Source organism: Arthrobacter sp. 24S4-2 (assembly GCF_005280255.1).
Taxonomy (GTDB): domain Bacteria; phylum Actinomycetota; class Actinomycetes; order Actinomycetales; family Micrococcaceae; genus Arthrobacter.
Map to the genome: position 1 here is coordinate 1,497,233 of NZ_CP040018.1, position 17,293 is coordinate 1,514,525.

Annotated in this window: 10 protein-coding genes, 1 tRNA gene and 3 pseudogenes; 9 read left to right on the forward strand and 5 right to left on the reverse strand. The window is 67.3% G+C overall.

The window, feature by feature from the left end; genetic code table 11:
• Positions 1-16 precede the first annotated feature (16 nt).
• Complete coding sequence (locus FCN77_RS07005; protein ID WP_137321684.1) at positions 17-1,516, forward strand: NAD-dependent succinate-semialdehyde dehydrogenase; 1,500 nt, start codon at positions 17-19, stop codon at positions 1,514-1,516.
• Here the strand turns inward: FCN77_RS07005 and FCN77_RS27595 are convergent.
• The 4 genes and pseudogenes from FCN77_RS27595 to FCN77_RS07020 form a co-directional block, all read right to left on the reverse strand.
• Positions 1,419-2,678 carry a transglutaminase-like domain-containing protein gene (locus FCN77_RS27595; protein ID WP_368074336.1) on the reverse strand — a complete coding sequence of 420 codons (1,260 nt, stop codon included), beginning with the start codon at positions 2,676-2,678 and terminating at the stop codon, positions 1,419-1,421. The two genes, FCN77_RS07005 and FCN77_RS27595, sit on opposite strands and share 98 nt — an antisense overlap.
• A gap of 201 nt (positions 2,679-2,879) precedes the next feature.
• A pseudogene (locus tag FCN77_RS27600) lies at positions 2,880-4,072 on the reverse strand (DUF3488 domain-containing protein); the annotation flags it as partial.
• Positions 4,069-5,468, reverse strand: a pseudogene (locus FCN77_RS07015) (DUF58 domain-containing protein). The pseudogenes FCN77_RS07015 and FCN77_RS27600, both read right to left, overlap by 4 nt.
• A gap of 15 nt (positions 5,469-5,483) precedes the next feature.
• Positions 5,484-6,602: a MoxR family ATPase gene (locus FCN77_RS07020; protein ID WP_137321685.1), complete on the reverse strand. Its 1,119-nt coding sequence runs from the start codon at positions 6,600-6,602 to the stop codon at positions 5,484-5,486.
• Between the two features lie 177 nt (positions 6,603-6,779).
• On the opposite strand from FCN77_RS07020, the gene FCN77_RS07025 reads away from it, so the two are divergent.
• From FCN77_RS07025 to FCN77_RS07045, 5 genes and pseudogenes are all read left to right on the forward strand, one after another.
• Positions 6,780-7,667, forward strand: coding sequence for a TatD family hydrolase (locus FCN77_RS07025; RefSeq protein ID WP_137321686.1), 888 nt, complete (start codon positions 6,780-6,782; stop codon positions 7,665-7,667).
• A 294-nt stretch (positions 7,668-7,961) separates the two neighbouring features.
• Positions 7,962-9,115, forward strand: a pseudogene (locus FCN77_RS27345) (transglycosylase family protein).
• Positions 9,116-9,281: 166 nt separating this feature from the next.
• Positions 9,282-10,169, forward strand: a complete 888-nt coding sequence (gene rsmA, locus FCN77_RS07035; RefSeq protein WP_137321687.1) for a 16S rRNA (adenine(1518)-N(6)/adenine(1519)-N(6))-dimethyltransferase RsmA — start codon at positions 9,282-9,284, stop codon at positions 10,167-10,169.
• Between the two features lie 82 nt (positions 10,170-10,251).
• Complete coding sequence (locus FCN77_RS07040) at positions 10,252-11,214, forward strand: 4-(cytidine 5'-diphospho)-2-C-methyl-D-erythritol kinase (protein ID WP_137321688.1); 963 nt, start codon at positions 10,252-10,254, stop codon at positions 11,212-11,214.
• Positions 11,215-11,285: 71 nt separating this feature from the next.
• Positions 11,286-13,115, forward strand: coding sequence for an ABC-F family ATP-binding cassette domain-containing protein (locus FCN77_RS07045; protein WP_137321689.1), 1,830 nt, complete (start codon positions 11,286-11,288; stop codon positions 13,113-13,115).
• Positions 13,116-13,544: 429 nt separating this feature from the next.
• Here FCN77_RS07045 and FCN77_RS07050 read toward each other — a convergent pair whose 3' ends face one another.
• Positions 13,545-14,144 (reverse strand): TetR/AcrR family transcriptional regulator, encoded by a 600-nt coding sequence (locus tag FCN77_RS07050; RefSeq protein WP_137324681.1) that lies wholly within the window; start codon positions 14,142-14,144, stop codon positions 13,545-13,547.
• Between the two features lie 201 nt (positions 14,145-14,345).
• On the opposite strand from FCN77_RS07050, the gene FCN77_RS07055 reads away from it, so the two are divergent.
• From FCN77_RS07055 to FCN77_RS07065, 3 genes are all read left to right on the forward strand, one after another.
• Positions 14,346-14,417: transfer RNA gene (locus FCN77_RS07055), tRNA-Gln, on the forward strand.
• A gap of 92 nt (positions 14,418-14,509) precedes the next feature.
• Entirely contained in the window at positions 14,510-16,036 is a 1,527-nt protein-coding gene (gene glmU, locus FCN77_RS07060) for a bifunctional UDP-N-acetylglucosamine diphosphorylase/glucosamine-1-phosphate N-acetyltransferase GlmU (protein ID WP_137321690.1), read from the forward strand.
• Positions 16,033-17,013 carry a ribose-phosphate diphosphokinase gene (locus tag FCN77_RS07065; protein ID WP_011691079.1) on the forward strand — a complete coding sequence of 327 codons (981 nt, stop codon included), beginning with the start codon at positions 16,033-16,035 and terminating at the stop codon, positions 17,011-17,013. Before glmU ends, FCN77_RS07065 begins: the two co-directional genes overlap by 4 nt.
• Positions 17,014-17,293: the final 280 nt, after the last annotated feature.

A 17,293-nucleotide genomic window follows, 5' to 3' on the forward strand; every position in this document is an offset into this window, starting at 1 on the left:
TGACGAGGGAGTCATCGTGACTGTAACTGCACAGCCCACCGTTACTGCGGAGCGCGAGAGCGAGCTGCTCGCTTCTGTTCCCACCGGATTGCTGATCAACGGGCAGTGGCGCCCGGCGGCGTCCGGTAAGACGTTCGACGTCGAGGACCCCGCCACGGGCAAGGTCCTGCTCAGCATTGCCGATGCGGGCCCCGAGGACGGCATGGCCGCCCTGGACGCAGCCGCTGCCGCGCAGGATTCCTGGGCGAAGGTTCCGGCCCGTGAGCGCGCGGAGATCCTGCGCCGTGCCTTCGAAATGGTCACGGCCCGGGCGGAGGACTTCGCTTTGCTGATGACGATGGAGATGGGCAAGCCGCTGGCCGAGGCCCGCGGCGAGGTCACCTACGGTGCGGAGTTCCTGCGCTGGTTCTCCGAGGAGGCCGTCCGTGCGTTTGGCCGCTACTCGGTGTCCCCGGACGGCAAATCCCGGCTGCTGGTGACCAAGAAGCCGGTGGGCCCGTGCCTGCTGATCACGCCGTGGAACTTCCCGCTGGCGATGGCCACCCGGAAGATCGCCCCGGCCGTGGCGGCCGGCTGCACGATGGTGCTCAAGTCCGCGAACCTGACGCCGCTGACCTCGCAGCTGTTCGCGTCCGTGATGATGGAAGCCGGCCTGCCCGCCGGTGTCCTGAACGTCATCCCCACGTCCACGGCCGGTGCCACTACGGGCCCGTTGGTCAAGGACGCCCGGCTGCGCAAACTCTCCTTCACCGGGTCCACCGAGGTGGGCCGCCGGCTGCTCTCGGACGCGTCCGAAACCGTCCTCCGGACCTCGATGGAACTCGGCGGGAACGCCCCGTTCGTGGTGTTCGAGGACGCCGACGTTGACGCCGCGGTGGCCGGGGCGATGCTGGCGAAGCTGCGGAACATGGGCGAGGCCTGCACCGCGGCGAACCGGTTCATCGTGCACGAGTCCGTCGCGGCCGAGTTCGCGGAGAAGTTCGCCGCGAAGATGAAGGACATGACCACGGCCCGCGGCACCGAGCCGGAGTCCAAGGTGGGCCCGCTGATCGATGCCAAGAGCCGGGACAAGGTCCACGAACTCGTCACCGACGCGGTGGCTTCCGGGGCTGTGGCCGTGGCCGGCGGCGGGCCGGTGGACGGCCCGGGGTACTTCTACCAGCCCACCATCCTCACCGGCGTCACCGAAGGCACCCGGATCCTGTCCGAGGAAATCTTCGGCCCCGTCGCCCCGATCATCACCTTCGATACCGAGGACGAGGCAATCCGGCTGGCGAACAACACCGAATACGGGCTGGTCGCCTACGTCTTCACCCGCGACCTGAACCGCGGCATCCGGATGGGCGAACGCCTCGAAACCGGCATGCTCGGCCTGAACGCCGGCGTCATCTCCAACGCGGCCGCACCCTTCGGCGGCGTCAAGCAGTCCGGCCTGGGCCGCGAAGGCGGCCTGGAGGGCATCGAGGAATACCTCTACACCCAGTACATCGGCATCGCCGACCCGTACGCCAGCTAGCAGTTCGCCGGCCAGGCAGTTCCTGCCAGGCTACCCCTGCCGCAACCGTCGCAGGCCGTCGCGCACCGTCCGCCAGGACAGCGCGGCGGCCTGCCCCAGTTTGGCAGCGGGACGGGCGGCTGCGCGGAACGGCGCGGAGGCCACCTGCCCCCATCGCATCATGACCGACGGCGGGAACCATTCCGCCCGGAACCGCTTCGCCGGCCGCGAGTGGCTGCGCAGGGACGCCTGGACCCGGGCGATCCTGTCGGCCGCCGAAATGCCGGCAGCCGGAACGCCGGCCGCCCAATTTCCGGCCGCCGCGGTGTGCCCGGGCGGCCGGCCGTACTGCTGCCGTTCGAAGTCCGCGGTGAGCGAGGCCACCGCGCGGGCACCGGCGTCGTCTGCTTCGTCCGGCCCGCCCAGCGCCCCTGACCCCCAAACCGGCCGGAAAAGTGTCTTGGCGTTTCGCTGATACCGGGGGCACCCCGTAATCGGTGGCCAGGTCCTGGAGCTCCGACCAGGCTGATTCCGGTGAACGCCCGCCCGAGGCAGGCGTGCCCCGGAGCCGGCGCGAACGCAAGCTGACCCGCACCAGCCGTGGTGTGGCGGCGAGGAGACCCAGGAACAGGACGCCCAAGGCGCCGTAGAGCGGAAGTGCCAGCCGGTTGCCCGCAGCCCCGGAAGAGTCCAGGCCCGGCAACGGCGCGGGCGTGGGGCTCGGCGTCACGCCGGGGGTGGCGGCGTTGGACGGGATCAGGCCATCGTTGTTTTCGTTCGTGCTGGCGCCGCCCGGAGTGGAGGGCTGCGACGCGTAGTCCGGAACGAAGCCGCGCGAGGGCGTGGGCTCAAACGCTACCCAGCCGAGGCCCTGGAAATAGAGTTCGGGCCAGGCATGCGCGTCCCGGGAATCCACCTCGTACTCGGGCAGCGCGCCTTGCCCGGGGACCGAGACCGTGGCACCTGTGGAGCGGCCAGGGGCGTAGCCCACCGCGATTCGGCTGGGGATGCCTTCCAGCCTGGCCATCACGGCCATGGCGGAGGCGAAATGAATGCAGTAACCGCTCTTCTGCGTGAGGAAGTCCGCGAGCACGGAGAGCCCGTTGCCGTCATAGCCGCCCTGCACCGGGGACTGCAGCGAGTACGTGAACTCCACGGACCGCAGGTAGTTCTGAATGGCCATGGCCTTGGCGTACGCCGTCCGGCTTCCCTCCGTTACCTTGTCCGCCGTGGTGCGCACGATGTCCGGCACATTGTTGGGCGGCCGGATGAATTCCTCGGAGATGCCACGGACCGGTGCCGAAGACTGCGAGAGCAGTTCCGGGGTCAGTTTGGGAACGGTGGACTGCACCACGTACTGCTGGTTCCGTGAGTTGGTGTCCACGCCCTTGATGCTCAGGGTGGCCGGATCCCAGCTCCACCGGCCGTCCAGGCCGTTGACGGCGTCAGGGGCGTACGGCACCGGCAGGTACGGGCTCGTGAAACGGCCGGTGTTGATGGCCGTGACCAGGCGGACCTGCTCGTCGGCCAGGATCTCGTACCCTGGGTCCATCCTGCCCACCCCCACCCGGCGGGAAGCCTCACGGTCGTCCGGGGACCAGGAATCGCCGTCGAAACGGTCCACCGTGACGGACCTCAGGTACTGGGGACTGGTGGCGTTGGAGGCATAGGTGATGCGCCCGTCACCGGTGGGGCTCCGCAGGCTGTTGCCCAGGCTGATCATGGGATTCAGCCCGGTGGATGAGCCCAGGGGTTCAGCCGGGAACCCTGCGGGAAGGTGCCCTGATCGAAGCCCGGGATGGCCAGGGGCAGGACAAGCGTAACGACCAGTGCCACTCCGCCCGTGAGGGCGGCGCGGCGGAACTGCCCGGGGTTGCGTGCGGTGTCCGCCGTGGTCCGGCTGTCCGGGGCGAACCACTGGCTGCAGGCGAGGATCATCAGGTAGCCGGCGCCTGCGGCCGCAAACCCCCAAAAGCCCACGCTTTGCGGTTTGACCATGGCCGGCACCACCAGGATCGCCAGGAGGCCCAGCCCGCTGGTGGCCGGCATTGCCAGCGGCACAGCCAGTGCATCGACCAGGATCACGACGAGCCCCAGCACTGCGCAGGTCACCAGTACGATGCCCGCGTTTGGTGCCACCGGGGAGCTCTCGGCGAGGACGGTCTCGCTCGCCCGGCGCAGGTATCTCCCCAGTTGCGCCATGGTGTCGCCGGACGGAATGAACCCGGCAATGCTTTCCTTGCGGAAGAACGTGAAGGCCAGAATGAAGACCAGTGACGCAAAACCGCCCAGCGCCACGAGGAACGGATGGGCGCGCAGGGACCTCAGGGCGGCTATCGCCAACGCAACGACGCAGACAGTGGTCAGCACCGGAGGATACCAGGCCCAGCCGCGCAGGACCCCGTTGAGGGCAACGGCGGTACCTGCCACCGACACGGAGACGGCACCGGCCATGACCCATGGCTGCGGCCCCACCCGCCGTGACCGGGCGGCGGGGTCCTGTGGCGGGGCCAGGAGCTGTGGCGCGAGGCCGGTGGCCGGACCGGCGCCTGCATCCCGGTGGGGACTGAGAGTCATCGGCTGACCCCTGTGCCGCGTCGGACATCCGCGGCGGCTGTTGCGGCCGCGGCATCACGCTGGTCGAAATAGGACCAGGCGGCCGGCAGCGAAGTGCCGGGGGCAACCGCGACAGCCCGCCAGCCCCCGGACCGCAGCGACTCAAGGGCGGCGTGGCAGTCGCCCGGGTGTTCGGTGACGATGATCGCAAACGCGTTGGCCCCGAACACGGCCGCGGCGGACAGCGAGCGGGCGTCGGCGTCCTGGAGATGCCCGAGGATGGCCATGATCGGTCCTCTCTGGCGGTGGGCCGAGAGCTTGTCCATGAGCCGGTCGTCGAAGGGGTGCAGTCCCGATTCGGGCGCCTGGGCGTGGTGGGCGTGGTGGGCGCCGGTCAGCTGGATGGCGGCCAGACTCTCGGCAATGGACTGCAGGCCGCCGGAGCCGGTGTATTCCTCCGACCCGGGTTGGGGGCCGACGGGGAATGCAGGAAGGCCGGTTCTCCCGAAGGGTCCAGCAAACGCAGCGCATAATTGCGTTCCGCCAGGTGGGCACTGACTGACATGGCCGCCGTGACGGCCCATTCGAAGGTATCGCTGGTGATCAGTTCGTGGCCGTCTTGGCCGGACGTGCCGGAAAAGGCAGCCCCCGGCCCCCGCGCAAAGGATGCCCACCGCTGGTCCAGGATGATGGTGGCCTCCGGCGTGGTGACGGATTCCTCCTGCCGCACCATCAGGGCACCGTGCCTCGCGGTGGCCGGCCAGTGCACCCGCCGCATCGGATCCCCGTGGCGGTATTCCCGGGTCATGACGTCGTCGTCGCTCGGATTGGCACGGATCCGCGTCGCGGTGACGCCGTCGTTCCCGCGCGCGCCGGCAAGTCCCGTCGCGGGGAGCTCGACGGCGGCGGGAGTCACGGTCAGCGTGTCGCCGTCGTCGATCGCGTGGCGGTGCAGCGACAGGCCGAAGGGGTCCGTGAATTCGGCGGTCACCGGGCCGATGACAAACTGTCCCCGCTTGCCGGAGCGGAGGTGGTACTCGTACCGGCTGGTCCCGCCGACGGCAGAGCGCGCCGGGAATCGGAATGCCGGTGATTCGCCGAACCGCGGCGGCAGGTGCTCCTCCATGATCACCTGTCCCGTGGCCGTGCCGGTCCGCGCCACGGCAAGCCGCACGGTGGTGGTGGACGAGGTTTCGACGCTGGCCGGGTTGAACTCGCGGTACACCTTGAAGCGGGGTTTGAGGACTCGGATCCCGGCGAGGGACACGAGCGGGAGGACCAGCATGAGGATGCCGAGGGTGAGCAGGTCACGGCGGCCCATCACCTGGGCCGCCAGCAGCGACACCACGCCGGCCGCCAGCAGCCCCCAGCCGCGTGTGCTGAAGAGGTGACCGGGAATCCTGTCCGTCACTGCCATGGTGGCCGCCGCCGGCTAACGCGTGTGCCGCTGGTCCGGGCCGCCGCGCTGGCCCCCGGCACGGGACGGTACAGCGGGCACCTCCTGGGCCACAGGCAGCTTGGCCAGGATGCTGCGGATGACGCTGTGCGGGGTCTCGCCTGTGCTGGCGGCCTTCCGGTCAAGGATGATCCGGTGGGCCAGGACGGCTTCGGCTACGTTCACGACGTCATCGGGGAGTACAAAGTCCCTTCCCTCCAGCGCAGCCGTGGCCTTGGCGGCCCGCAGCAACTGCAGCATGGACCGCGGGCTGGCACCGAGCCGGAGCATGGCACTTTCGCGTGTGGCACGGCCGAGGGACACCGTGTATTCCTTGACCGCCTGCGAAACATAGACGCGCTGGACGGCGGCGATCATGGCCGCCACATCGGCGGACGTGACGACGGCGGTCACCTTCGTCAGCGGCGACGTCGCCTGGTGGGTCTCCAGCATTTCGATCTCGGAGTCCTTGTCCGGGTAGCCCATGGAGATCCGGGCCATGAACCGGTCCCGCTGCGCCTCCGGCAACGGGTAGGTTCCTTCCATTTCGATGGGGTTCTGGGTGGCCACCACCATGAAGGGTTCATCCAGCTTGTAGGAGTTCCCGTCGACAGTGACCTGGTGCTCTTCCATGCACTCCAGGAGTGCGGACTGGGTTTTGGCCGAGGCACGGTTGATCTCGTCACCAATGACGATGTTGGCGAAGACGGCACCGGGCCTGAACTCGAAGAGCCGCGACGCCTGGTTGTAAATCGACACGCCGGTGACATCCGAGGGAAGGAGGTCCGGGGTGAACTGGATCCTGCTGACGGAGCAGTCGATGGTGCGGGCAAGCGTCTTCGCCAGCAGCGTCTTTCCGACGCCGGGAACGTCCTCGAGCAGCAGGTGCCCCTGCGCCAGCAGAACCGTGAGGGCCAGCTTCGCGGCCTCGGCTTTTCCGTCGATCACGGTATTGATGGCGGACAGGATGCGTTCACTGGCGGCGTGGAAAGCCTCGGCGTCCATCGCCGGAGGCTTGTGCCCGTTGAGTTGGTTTCCGACCACTCCCGCACCGCCGGGGAAGCTCTGCCCTTCCGGAAGTGCTTCATCTACTGTGGTGCGTCTGTGGGAGTCCATCGGCAGCCTTTCAGCCCTGGGTGGAAGCCTGGCACGGGTTGGCAAACAGCTGCGGCGCCCGCCGTCGGGCATTCGCCCGTATGCCTACCAGACTACTAACACAACCGCTGGACCCGACAGGGAGTTCCGGTAATTCCCGGCGGCATCCGCAACCGGGAGGGAGGCTAGGGTAGAAGGATGATCACCCCGTTGACGCCAGTTCCGTTTCGCGCGCCCGGAAGCGACGGCTCGGGCCGGCATGGCTATCCGCCGGCACCGGAGCCGCTCCCCGTCCCGGTGATGGACAACCACACCCATCTGGACTTTCCGAACGCCGACGTCAAAGTGGACATTGCCGCCGCGCTGGACACGGCCGCGTCGGTGGGCGTCCGGGGAGCCGTGCAGGTTGGCTGCGACCTTGAGTCCTCGAGGTTCACCGTCCAGGCAGTTGACCTGGATCAGCGGCTGCTCGGCGCCGTGGCCATCCACCCCAATGACGCGCCGGACTACGCCGCCCGCGGGGAGCTGGAGGACGCCCTGGCCGAAATCGAGGCCCTTGCCGCGCATCCCCGGATCCGGGCCATCGGTGAGACGGGCCTGGATTTCTTCCGCACCGAAGGAGAAGGCCTGAAGCATCAGCGGTATTCGTTCCGACGCCACATTGACATCGCCAAGCGCCTGGGCCTGACCCTGCAGATCCACGACCGAGATGCCCATGATGACGTGGTCCAGGTCCTCCGCGAGGAGGGGGCCCCGGAGCGGGTGGTGTTCCACTGCTTCTCGGGCGACGAAGAGCTGGCACGGATCTGCAACACCGAGGGCTGGTACATGTCCTTCGCGGGGACCGTCACGTTCAAGAATGCGGCCAATCTGCGCGCCGCGCTCGCCATCGCCGAGCCCACCCGGATCCTGGTGGAAACCGATGCTCCTTTCCTGACCCCGCATCCCTTCCGTGGCCGGCCCAACGCGAGCTACCTGATCCCGCATACGGTCCGGTCCATGGCCGAATTGACAAGCACAGACTTGTCCGAGATTTGCGCGCAAATAGCCCAAAATTCCCTGCGGGCGTACGGATCCTGGGACTGAACGGGCTTCTGCCCAGAGCACGTTCAGGAATACCAGGTATGCACAGAATCTTGGTTGCTTTATAACGCTTCGGTTACAGTGGATAACTATTAGCCGGGGTCGGGGAAGGCCTTCGGATAATTTCACTCAGTTCCGGGCCTGCCGAGAGGCGGGTCTGCGGAGTCCTGAGTATGGCGGCGCACACGTCTGCTGCAAACATCCGGACCATGTCCGGAGTTGCCCTGAGGGTGTTTGCGTCGGTGGGTGATGTGCGTTTTTCCCCGTGCCCGGATGGTCCTAGAGTTACGGGCAATCGTGGTCAAGTTCTTCACTTCGGACGGTAAATTCAGTTTCGTCAAGGTCGGCGCCCAGCTGGTTGTGCTTTCCGCACTCGTGCTGGGCCTGGTGGCCTTCGTAGGCAACAACAAGACAGTCACCCTCAACGTGGACGGAAAAGTAAGTTCCGTCCAGACCTTCGGGGGACAGTGGGCCAAGTGGTCAAGAGTGCCAAGGTGGAGCTGCAGGCTGCGGACCGGGTATCCCCGGCGGCGGACGCCCGCGTGGAGGATGGCTCTGTCATCAACGTCAACCTCGCCAAGGCTGTGAAGATCAGCCTCGACGGTGCCGAGAAGACGGTCAACACCACTTCGGCGAACGTCGAGGGGCTCGTTACTGAACTGGGTGTCGCCAGCGCCTCCGAGGTGTCCGCACCGAAGGACGCCCAGCTTGCCGTGTCCGGTTCCTTCGTGGCCATCTCCACCCCTAAGACAGTGAGCGTCCTCGCGGACGGCAAGGCTTCAAAAGCCACCACCACCGCGGCCTCCGTGGCTGAGGTCCTCAAGGAGACCGGGGTTGCGGTTGGTGCCGCCGACCGCGTCTCCCAGCCCGGAAACGCCCATGTCGTCAACAACATGGTGATCAAGGTTTCCAGGGTTGATGCCTCGAAGACGGCGGCCACTTCCGAAGAGGTTCCGTTCGAAACCCTGAGCTCCGAAAGCGCCGACATGTTCGTGGGCGAGAAGAAAGTCACCCAGGCCGGCGTGCCCGGCAAGGTGGACAAGAACTTCAAGCTGGTGCTGGTTGACGGCCGCGAAGCCTCCCGGACCCTCGTCTCCGAGACCGTTTCCGTCCAGCCGGTGACCGAAAAGGTCACCGTCGGCACCAAGGAAAAGCCCAAGGCGGAAGCGGCGGGTGCAAATACCGGAGCGTCAGCGCCCGCCATGATGAACGAAGCCATGTGGGACAAGATTGCCCAGTGCGAATCCACCGGCAACTGGTCCATCAATTCGGGCAACGGCTACTACGGCGGACTGCAGTTCGACATCCAGACCTGGGTTAGCGCCGGCGGCGGTGCCTATGCACCCAATGCCAGCCTCGCGACCAAGGCCCAGCAGATCGATATCGCAAACCGCGTATACGCGCAGCGCGGTCTTTCGCCCTGGGGCTGCGGCTGGGCAGCAAGCAGCTAGCAGCCGTCCCACAGTCCAACACCCCTCGCGGCAGCTGACCACCGCCAGCAGGGAACTCTGAGGGTAATCAAAGGCCGGGTCCGGACCGCCGGACCCGGCCTTTGCCGTCCCTGAAGAGGCGCTTCGCCGGCGCGGCCGGCGCAGGCCGACGGGATAGGATACCTAGGTGACTGAACCGACCCCCGCCGCCCCCGGCACCGCGCCCGCACCCCTGCTGGGCGCCTCCGATGTCCGCCGGCTCGCCGAGGAGGTCGGGGTCCGCCCCACAAAAACGCTCGGCCAGAACTTTGTCATCGACGGCAACACCATCCGCAGGATCGTTGCCGCGGCGGACATCCACGCCGATGAGACCGTACTCGAGGTCGGTCCCGGGCTGGGGTCCCTCACGCTCGGACTGCTGGACGCCGCCAAGTCTGTTGTCGCCGTCGAAATCGACCCGGTGCTGGCCGGAAAACTGCCGGACACCGTGCAGCAGTGGCGCCCCGACGCCGCCAAGGATTTCCACCTGGTGCTGGCGGACGCCATGAGGGTGACCGAACTGCCCGTTGAGCCGACAGCGCTCGTGGCGAACCTTCCCTACAACGTGGCGGTGCCGGTGGTGCTCCACCTCCTGCAGCACTTCCCGAGCCTTCGGCACGGACTGGTCATGGTCCAGGACGAGGTGGCGGACCGGCTGGCTGCCGGTCCCGGATCCAAGACCTACGGAGTGCCGTCGGTGAAGGCAGCCTGGTACAGCAGCATGCGCAAGGCCGGCGTGATCGGCATGAATGTCTTCTGGCCGGCGCCGAAGATCCATTCCGGGCTCGTGGCCTTCACCCGCCGTGAGCCGCCGGTGACTTCGGCCACCCGCGAACAGGTATTCGCAGTCATCGACGCCGCTTTCGCGCAGCGCCGGAAGACCCTGCGGGCAGCACTTGCCGGCTGGGCCGGAAGTGCAGCGGAAGCTGAGAGGTGCCTGCGGGCCGCGGGTGTGGATCCCACCGCTCGGGGTGAAGTGATCGATATCGCAGCGTTCGCACGCATTGCCGAAGCCCGCCAGTCGGCGCTGGGTTGAGTCCGGACAGAGCTTCCGCTTTCCGCGTCACCGTCACCTCGCATGGTTGGAGCCGGACACCGCCATGCCATAGCTTGTACTCATGAACGCAGTGAGAGGGCGCTTTGCCGCGAGGACGGTCCGGGTCAAGGCGCCCGGCAAAATCAATGTCTCGCTGGATGTGGGCCCGCTGCGTGGGGACGGCTACCACTCCGTTGCCAGTGTCTACCTCGCGGTTTCCCTCTACGAGGAAGTGGCCGCCACCAGCTCCGCCGCGGAGGGCATAACGGTAAGCATCAGCCCGGCCAGCACCCTGGACCTGTCCGACGTCGACATCCCGCTGGACGAGCGGAACCTCGCCTACCGGGCGGCCGCGATCATGGCCGACGTGTCCGAGCACTCCACCGGCGTCCACCTGGAAATCACCAAGCGCGTCCCGGTGGCCGGCGGGATGGGCGGAGGTTCCGCCGACGCGGCGGCCACCCTGCTCGCCTGCGACGCCCTGTGGAACAGCGGGCTGTCCCGGGATGAGCTGGCGCACCTGGCTGCTGAACTCGGCGCCGATGTCCCGTTTTCGCTGCTCGGCGGCACCGCCGTCGGACTGGGGGTGGGTGACGAGTTGTCGCCCGCGCTGGCCAAAGCGCAAATGGACTGGGTCCTGGTGACCGCTGACTACGGGCTGTCCACCCCGGATGTCTTCCGGACGCTGGACCGGCTCCGCCTGGCCGAGGGAGTGGCCGTCGAGGAGCCCACCGCCGTGGACCCGAAGATCCTGCAGGCGCTGCGCAGCGGCGACGCCGACGCCCTCAGCCGGGTCCTGGTCAACGACCTCCAGCGGGCCTCCATTGAATTGGCACCCGGGCTGCGGGATACCCTTGGACTCGGTGAATCCTGCGGGGCCATCGCCGGATTGGTCTCCGGCTCCGGCCCCACGATCGCCCTGCTCACGCACAGCCCGGCTGCGGCTGCCGGGCTGGCCGAAGACCTCGGCCACCACGGCCTGACCGCCCTGGCCGTCCACGGACCGGTGCACGGCGCGCGCATCATCTCCGATACGCTCCTTTAGTAGCTTTTGACCCAGGTCAGCTCCCAGCTCCTGACACCTAAAGAAATTTCCACCGAAGAAAGCAGTTCCCAGTGGCCCACCTGCTCGGCGGCGAGAACCTCACGGTCTCGTATGCAACCCGCACCGTCCTCGACGGCCTCACCCTCGGACTCGAAGAGGGCGACCGGATCGGCATGGTGGGCCGGAACGGCGACGGCAAGTCCACGCTCATGCGCCTGCTGGCGCTGCGCTCCACCCCTGATTCCGGCCGGGTGACCAAGCGCGGCGACGTCAACATCGGTTACCTCGACCAGAGCGACGTGCTCGACGGCGACCTCACCGTCGGTGCCGCCATCGTCGGCGACCAGGCGGATTACGAATGGGCACGCAACCCGCAGATCCGCGAGGTCATGGGCGGGCTCGTCTCCGACGTCGACTGGCACGCCAACGTCCACGCCCTGTCCGGCGGGCAGAAGCGCCGCGTGGCCCTTGCCAAGCTCCTCATCGAAGACCACGACGTCATCATGCTCGATGAGCCCACCAACCACCTCGACGTCGAGGGCGTGGCCTGGCTGTCGCGGCACCTGAAGACCCGCTGGCGGGCCAACCAGGGCGCGTTCCTCGTGGTCACCCACGACCGCTGGTTCCTTGACGAAGTCTGCAACAAGACCTGGGAAATCCACGACGGCATCATGGACCCCTTCGAGGGCGGCTACGCCGCGTATGTCCTGGCCCGCGCCGAACGCGACCGTTCGGCATCGGTCATGGAAGGCAAGCGCCAGCAGCTCGTCAAGAAGGAACTCGCCTGGCTGCGCCGCGGAGCCCCGGCCCGCACTGCCAAGCCCAAGTTCCGCATCGAGGCCGCCAACGCCCTGATTGCCGACGTCCCCGAACCGCGCGACTCGATGGCACTGAGCAAGATGGCTACGGCACGCCAGGGCAAGGACGTGCTGGACCTCGAGAACGTCACCCTGGACTTCCTGGGCGGCGAGCCCGGGCAGAAACTCTTCAATAACATCACCCTCCGCCTCGCGCCGGGGGAGCGGCTGGGGCTGGTCGGCGTCAACGGCGCCGGCAAGACCACCCTGCTGAAGCTCCTCAACGGCGAAATCCAGCCATCTTCCGGCAAGGTCAAGCGCGGCAAGACAGTTGTCACCGCCGTGCTGACCCAGGAGGTCAAAGAGCTCGACGACGTTGCGGACCTGCGCGTCATCGAGGTCATCGAGCGGGAAAAGCGTTCCTTCAACGTGGGCGGCAAGGAATTCAGCGCCGGCCAGCTCGTTGAACAGCTTGGCTTCACCAACGAGAAGCAGTGGACCCCGGTCCGTGACCTTTCCGGCGGCGAGCGCCGCCGCCTCCAGCTCCTGCGCCTCCTCGTGGGCGAACCGAACGTACTGATGCTAGACGAACCGACCAACGACCTCGACACCGACACCCTGGCCGCCGTCGAAGACGTCCTGGACGGCTGGCCCGGCACACTGGTGGTGGTCAGCCACGACCGCTACCTGCTGGAGCGCGTCACCGACCACCAGATGGCACTGCTGGGTGACGGCAAGATCCGCGCCCTGCCGCGGGGCGTTGACCAGTACCTCGAACTGCGCGAGTCGGCGCTGGCCGGTTCCACGATTACCGGTGGCGGAAACCCGGTCACCGGGTCAACCGGCGGTTCGGCCCCGGCCGTTGCCGGCCCGTCCGAAGCCGAGAAGCGCGACGCACGCAAGGCCAAGAACCGGATCGACCGCCAGCTGGGCAAGCTGAAGCAGCAGGAAGACAAGATCCACGCCCAAATGACCACCGCGGCCGCCGACCCCTCAGCGGTGGGCAAGCTCGCCGAGCTGAACAAGAAGCTCAAGGACCTCGCCGAAGAACGCGAAGGCCTGGAACTCGAATGGCTGGAAGCCCTGGAAGTCCTCGGGGAGTAAGCGTCGCAGCTGGGGTGCCGGACGGCGCCCCTGCTGGGGTGCCGGACGACGGCTCTTCCGCGTCGCTTAGACACATCACATAGGGAGCGCTCCGGTCGCTGGGCGACCTGCGCGCTCCGATGTGCTGCGATGCGCTCCTTTCGGAAGAACCGCCGCCCGGCGCGGGTAGTCACCTCACCTCTGTGGAACTGTGGGCATCCCGGAACCTTCGGCAATTGCGGAAGTTGGTGATCCCCGAACGGAACTGTCGGCAATAGCGGTGCGGGGGACCTTCGCGTAGGAGCGCATCGCGAGCCATCGGGCCCCCAAGGTCGCTCAGCGACCGTTGGGCCCCTATGGCTCGTGTCTAAGCGACGGCGAAGGGCGGCTGCACTGCGAAGGTGGGCACGGACGACGGCGAAGGGCGGCTGCACCGCGTAGGTGGCCAGACTAAGCCTCGGACTTCAGCTCGGGTTCCTTCTCCAGGCCGGTGAGGCCGTTCCAGGCGAGGTTCACGAGGTGTGCTGCCACGGCGCGCTTGTCCGGCTTGCGGCTGTCCTGCCACCACTGCCCGGTCATGGCCACCATCCCCACCAGCATCTGCGCGTACATGGCACCGTCGGCAGCGCTGAATCCGCGTCGGGCGAATTCGTCGGACAGGATGTGCTCCACCCGGGCGGTGACGTGGGAGAGCAGCGTGGAGAAGGCCCCCTCGGGCTGGGACGGCGGCGCGTCGCGCATCAGGATCCGGAAACCGTCCGTGCGGTCCTCAATGTATGTCAGGAGCGCCAGGGCGGCACGCTCCACCTGGACCCGGGGCTTGGCCTCATCCGTGATGGCATCGTTGATGGCCGCCAGCAGGATCCGGAACTCGTACTCCACCACCTGGGTGTAGAGGCCTTCCTTGGATCCGAAGTGCTCATAGATCACCGGCTTGGAGACACCGGCAGCGGCGGCAATCTCCTCGATCGTGGTGCCGTCCAGGCCGCGGATGGCGAACAGGCCGCGCCCGATTTCGATCAGCTGTGAGCGGCGCTGCGGCCCGGTCATCCGTGACCGGGGAACGTATCCGGCAGCTCTGGCGGGCCTGCCCGGAAGGTTTGCGGCACCGTCGGGTGCACCGTTGATCTTGCTCACCGTCCAATCATGCCTTAACGGGAATGCCTTGGGAGGGGAGCCCCGAGTCGCAAGTGCGCCGACCTTCGTGGCAGAATTGGTTCTCGTGCCGCGGGGCTTCGGGTCCGGGCACGGTCCGCCCTGGTGTAATGGCAGCACCCCGGCCTTTGGAGCCGTGGAGTATAGGTTCGAATCCTATGGGCGGAACTGCCGCTGTTGACGGGTGACGTATCCGGATCAGGCTGGCAGGGTGTGAAAGTGCGCGCAACTGAGATCCACCAAGCAAGGAGAGCCTGTACGTGAGCCCCGAGACAACCGGCCCGGCCGCCGTCATCGTCCTAGCTGCAGGTGCGGGTACCCGGATGAAGTCCCGGACCCCCAAGATCCTTCACGAAATCGGTGGCCTGTCGCTTGTCGGCCACGCCCTGCGGGCAGCCCGCACCATTGATCCCCGGCGGCTTGCCCTGGTGGTCCGCCACGAACGCGACCTTGTGGTGGCCCACGTTTCCCGGCTCGACCCTGCAGCCCTGATTGTGGATCAGGATGAAATCCCCGGCACCGGACGTGCAGTGCAGGCGGCGCTGGAAGCGCTCGACGCCGGTGGCCCGCTGGGCGGCACCGTGGTGGTCACGTACGGCGATGTGCCGTTGCTCTCCGCGGAGCTGCTGGCCGAACTGGTCCTGATCCATGAGCACGAACGCAATGCGGTCACCGTCCTCACCGCCGTCCTGGACGACGCCGCCGGCTACGGACGCATCCTGCGCGCCGCAGACGGCACCGTCACCGGAATCCGTGAGCACAAGGACGCGTCCGATGAAGAACGCGGAATCCGGGAGATCAACTCCGGAATCTACGCGTTCGACGCCGCCGTCCTGCGTGACGCCCTGGCCCACGTCACCACCGACAACGCCCAGGGCGAGATGTACCTCACCGACGTGCTTGGGCTGGCGCGCTCTGCCGGGGGCCGCGTGGCCGCGGTTGTCACCACCGACCGCTGGCAGGTTGAGGGCGCCAACGACCGCGTCCAGCTCTCAGCCCTCGGCGCCGAACACAACCGCCGCACCGTCGAAGCCTGGATGCGCGCGGGAGTAACCGTTGTGGACCCGGCCACCACCTGGATCGACTCCACAGTGACACTGGCGGAGGACGTCCGCATCCTGCCCAACACCCAGCTGCACGGCACCACGACGGTGGCGCGCGACGCCGTCGTCGGCCCCGACACCACGCTGACCGACGTTACTGTCGGCGAAGGCGCCAAGGTGACCCGGACGCACGGCTCCGGTTCCACGATCGGCGCGAACGCCAACGTGGGTCCGTTCACGTACCTCCGCCCGGGCACGGTGCTGGGGGAGACCGGCAAGATCGGCGCGTTCTACGAGACGAAGAACGTCACGATCGGCCGCGGCTCCAAGCTGTCACACCTCGGCTACGCCGGCGATGCGGAGATCGGCGAGGACACCAACATCGGCTGCGGCAACATCACGGCCAATTACGACGGCGAGAACAAGCACCGCACCGTGATCGGCTCGGGCGTGCGCACGGGCTCCAACACAGTGTTCGTTGCTCCGGTCCGGGTGGGCGATGGCGCCTACAGCGGTGCCGGCGCAGTGATCCGCCAGGACGTTCCCGCGGGCGCGTTGGCAATCTCCGTGGCCAAACAGCGGAACGCAGAAGGCTGGGTCGTCTCGCACCGCCCTGGCTCCATCTCAGCAGTACTGGCCGAAGCCGCGGGGGCAACGGCGCCGGTCAGCGAAACAGCCGCGGCACAGCCGCCCCTGGATTCCCCAAGCACCCCGGCACCTACAGAAGAAGGCACGCAATCATGACCGAAATTACGGCACGCGGCGAGAAGAAACTGGTTCTCGCCGCTGGGCGGGCACACCCCGAGCTTGCGCGGGAGATCGCCAAGGAGCTGGGTACTGAACTGCTGCCGGTGGATGCCTACGATTTTGCCAACGGGGAGATCTACGTGCGCGCCGGAGAAAGTGTCCGCGGCACCGACGCTTTCGTGATCCAGGCCCACCCGGCACCGCTGAACAACCACCTCATGGAACAGCTGATCATGATTGATTCGCTGAAGCGGGCATCCGCCAAGCGCATCACCGTGGTGTCGCCGTTCTACCCCTACTCCCGCCAGGACAAGAAGGGCCGCGGCCGCGAGCCGATTTCCGCCCGCCTGGTGGCGGATCTGTACAAGACCGCCGGTGCCGACCGCATCATGAGCGTTGACCTGCACACCTCGCAGATCCAGGGATTCTTCGACGGCCCCGTGGACCACCTCATGGCCATCCCGCTGCTTGCTGACTACATCCGCACCCGCGTCGCCGCGGACAACATCACTGTGGTTTCGCCGGACACCGGCCGCGTGCGCGTGGCCGAACAGTGGGCCGAGCGCCTCGGCGGTGCCCCGCTGGCGTTCGTCCACAAGAGCCGCGACCTCACGGTTCCGAACCAGGCCGTGTCCAAGACCGTGGTGGGCCAGATCGAAGGCCGCACCTGCGTGCTGATCGACGACATGATCGACACCGGCGGAACCATTTCCGGGGCCGTCCAGGTGCTCAAGAACGCCGGCGCCAAGGATGTCATCATCGCTGCTACCCACGCCGTCTTCTCCGACCCGGCCGCCCGCCGGCTCTCCGAGTCGGGCGCCCGCGAGGTGGTGGTCACGGACACGCTGCCCATTCCGGCCGACAAGCGCTTCCCGCAGCTGACAGTGCTGTCCATCGCGCCGCTGATTGCACGCGCCATCCGTGAAGTGTTCGACGACGGATCCGTCACCAGCCTGTTCGACGGCAACGCCTGACTTCCGCAGCGTGGCTGGCCGGTAACCTGGCCGGCCGGCGTCGGGCCCGTTTTCAGTACCGGGCCCGACGCTGGTAAGCTGTTCAACGAAACCTTGGCGAGGGAGAGCACTGGAGAGCCGGAGGTACGGGAAACCGTATCCACGGAAAACCAGGGCAGGTCTCCGTTATCGACTGGGTCTGAACCTCCCTTCTTGAAGGGCCGCCTACGGGCCGCCCGGCGTTGAAGGTCGCAACAGACCTCCGCCCTTGCTGAACACCGTTTAGTCTTCAAGGAGAAAC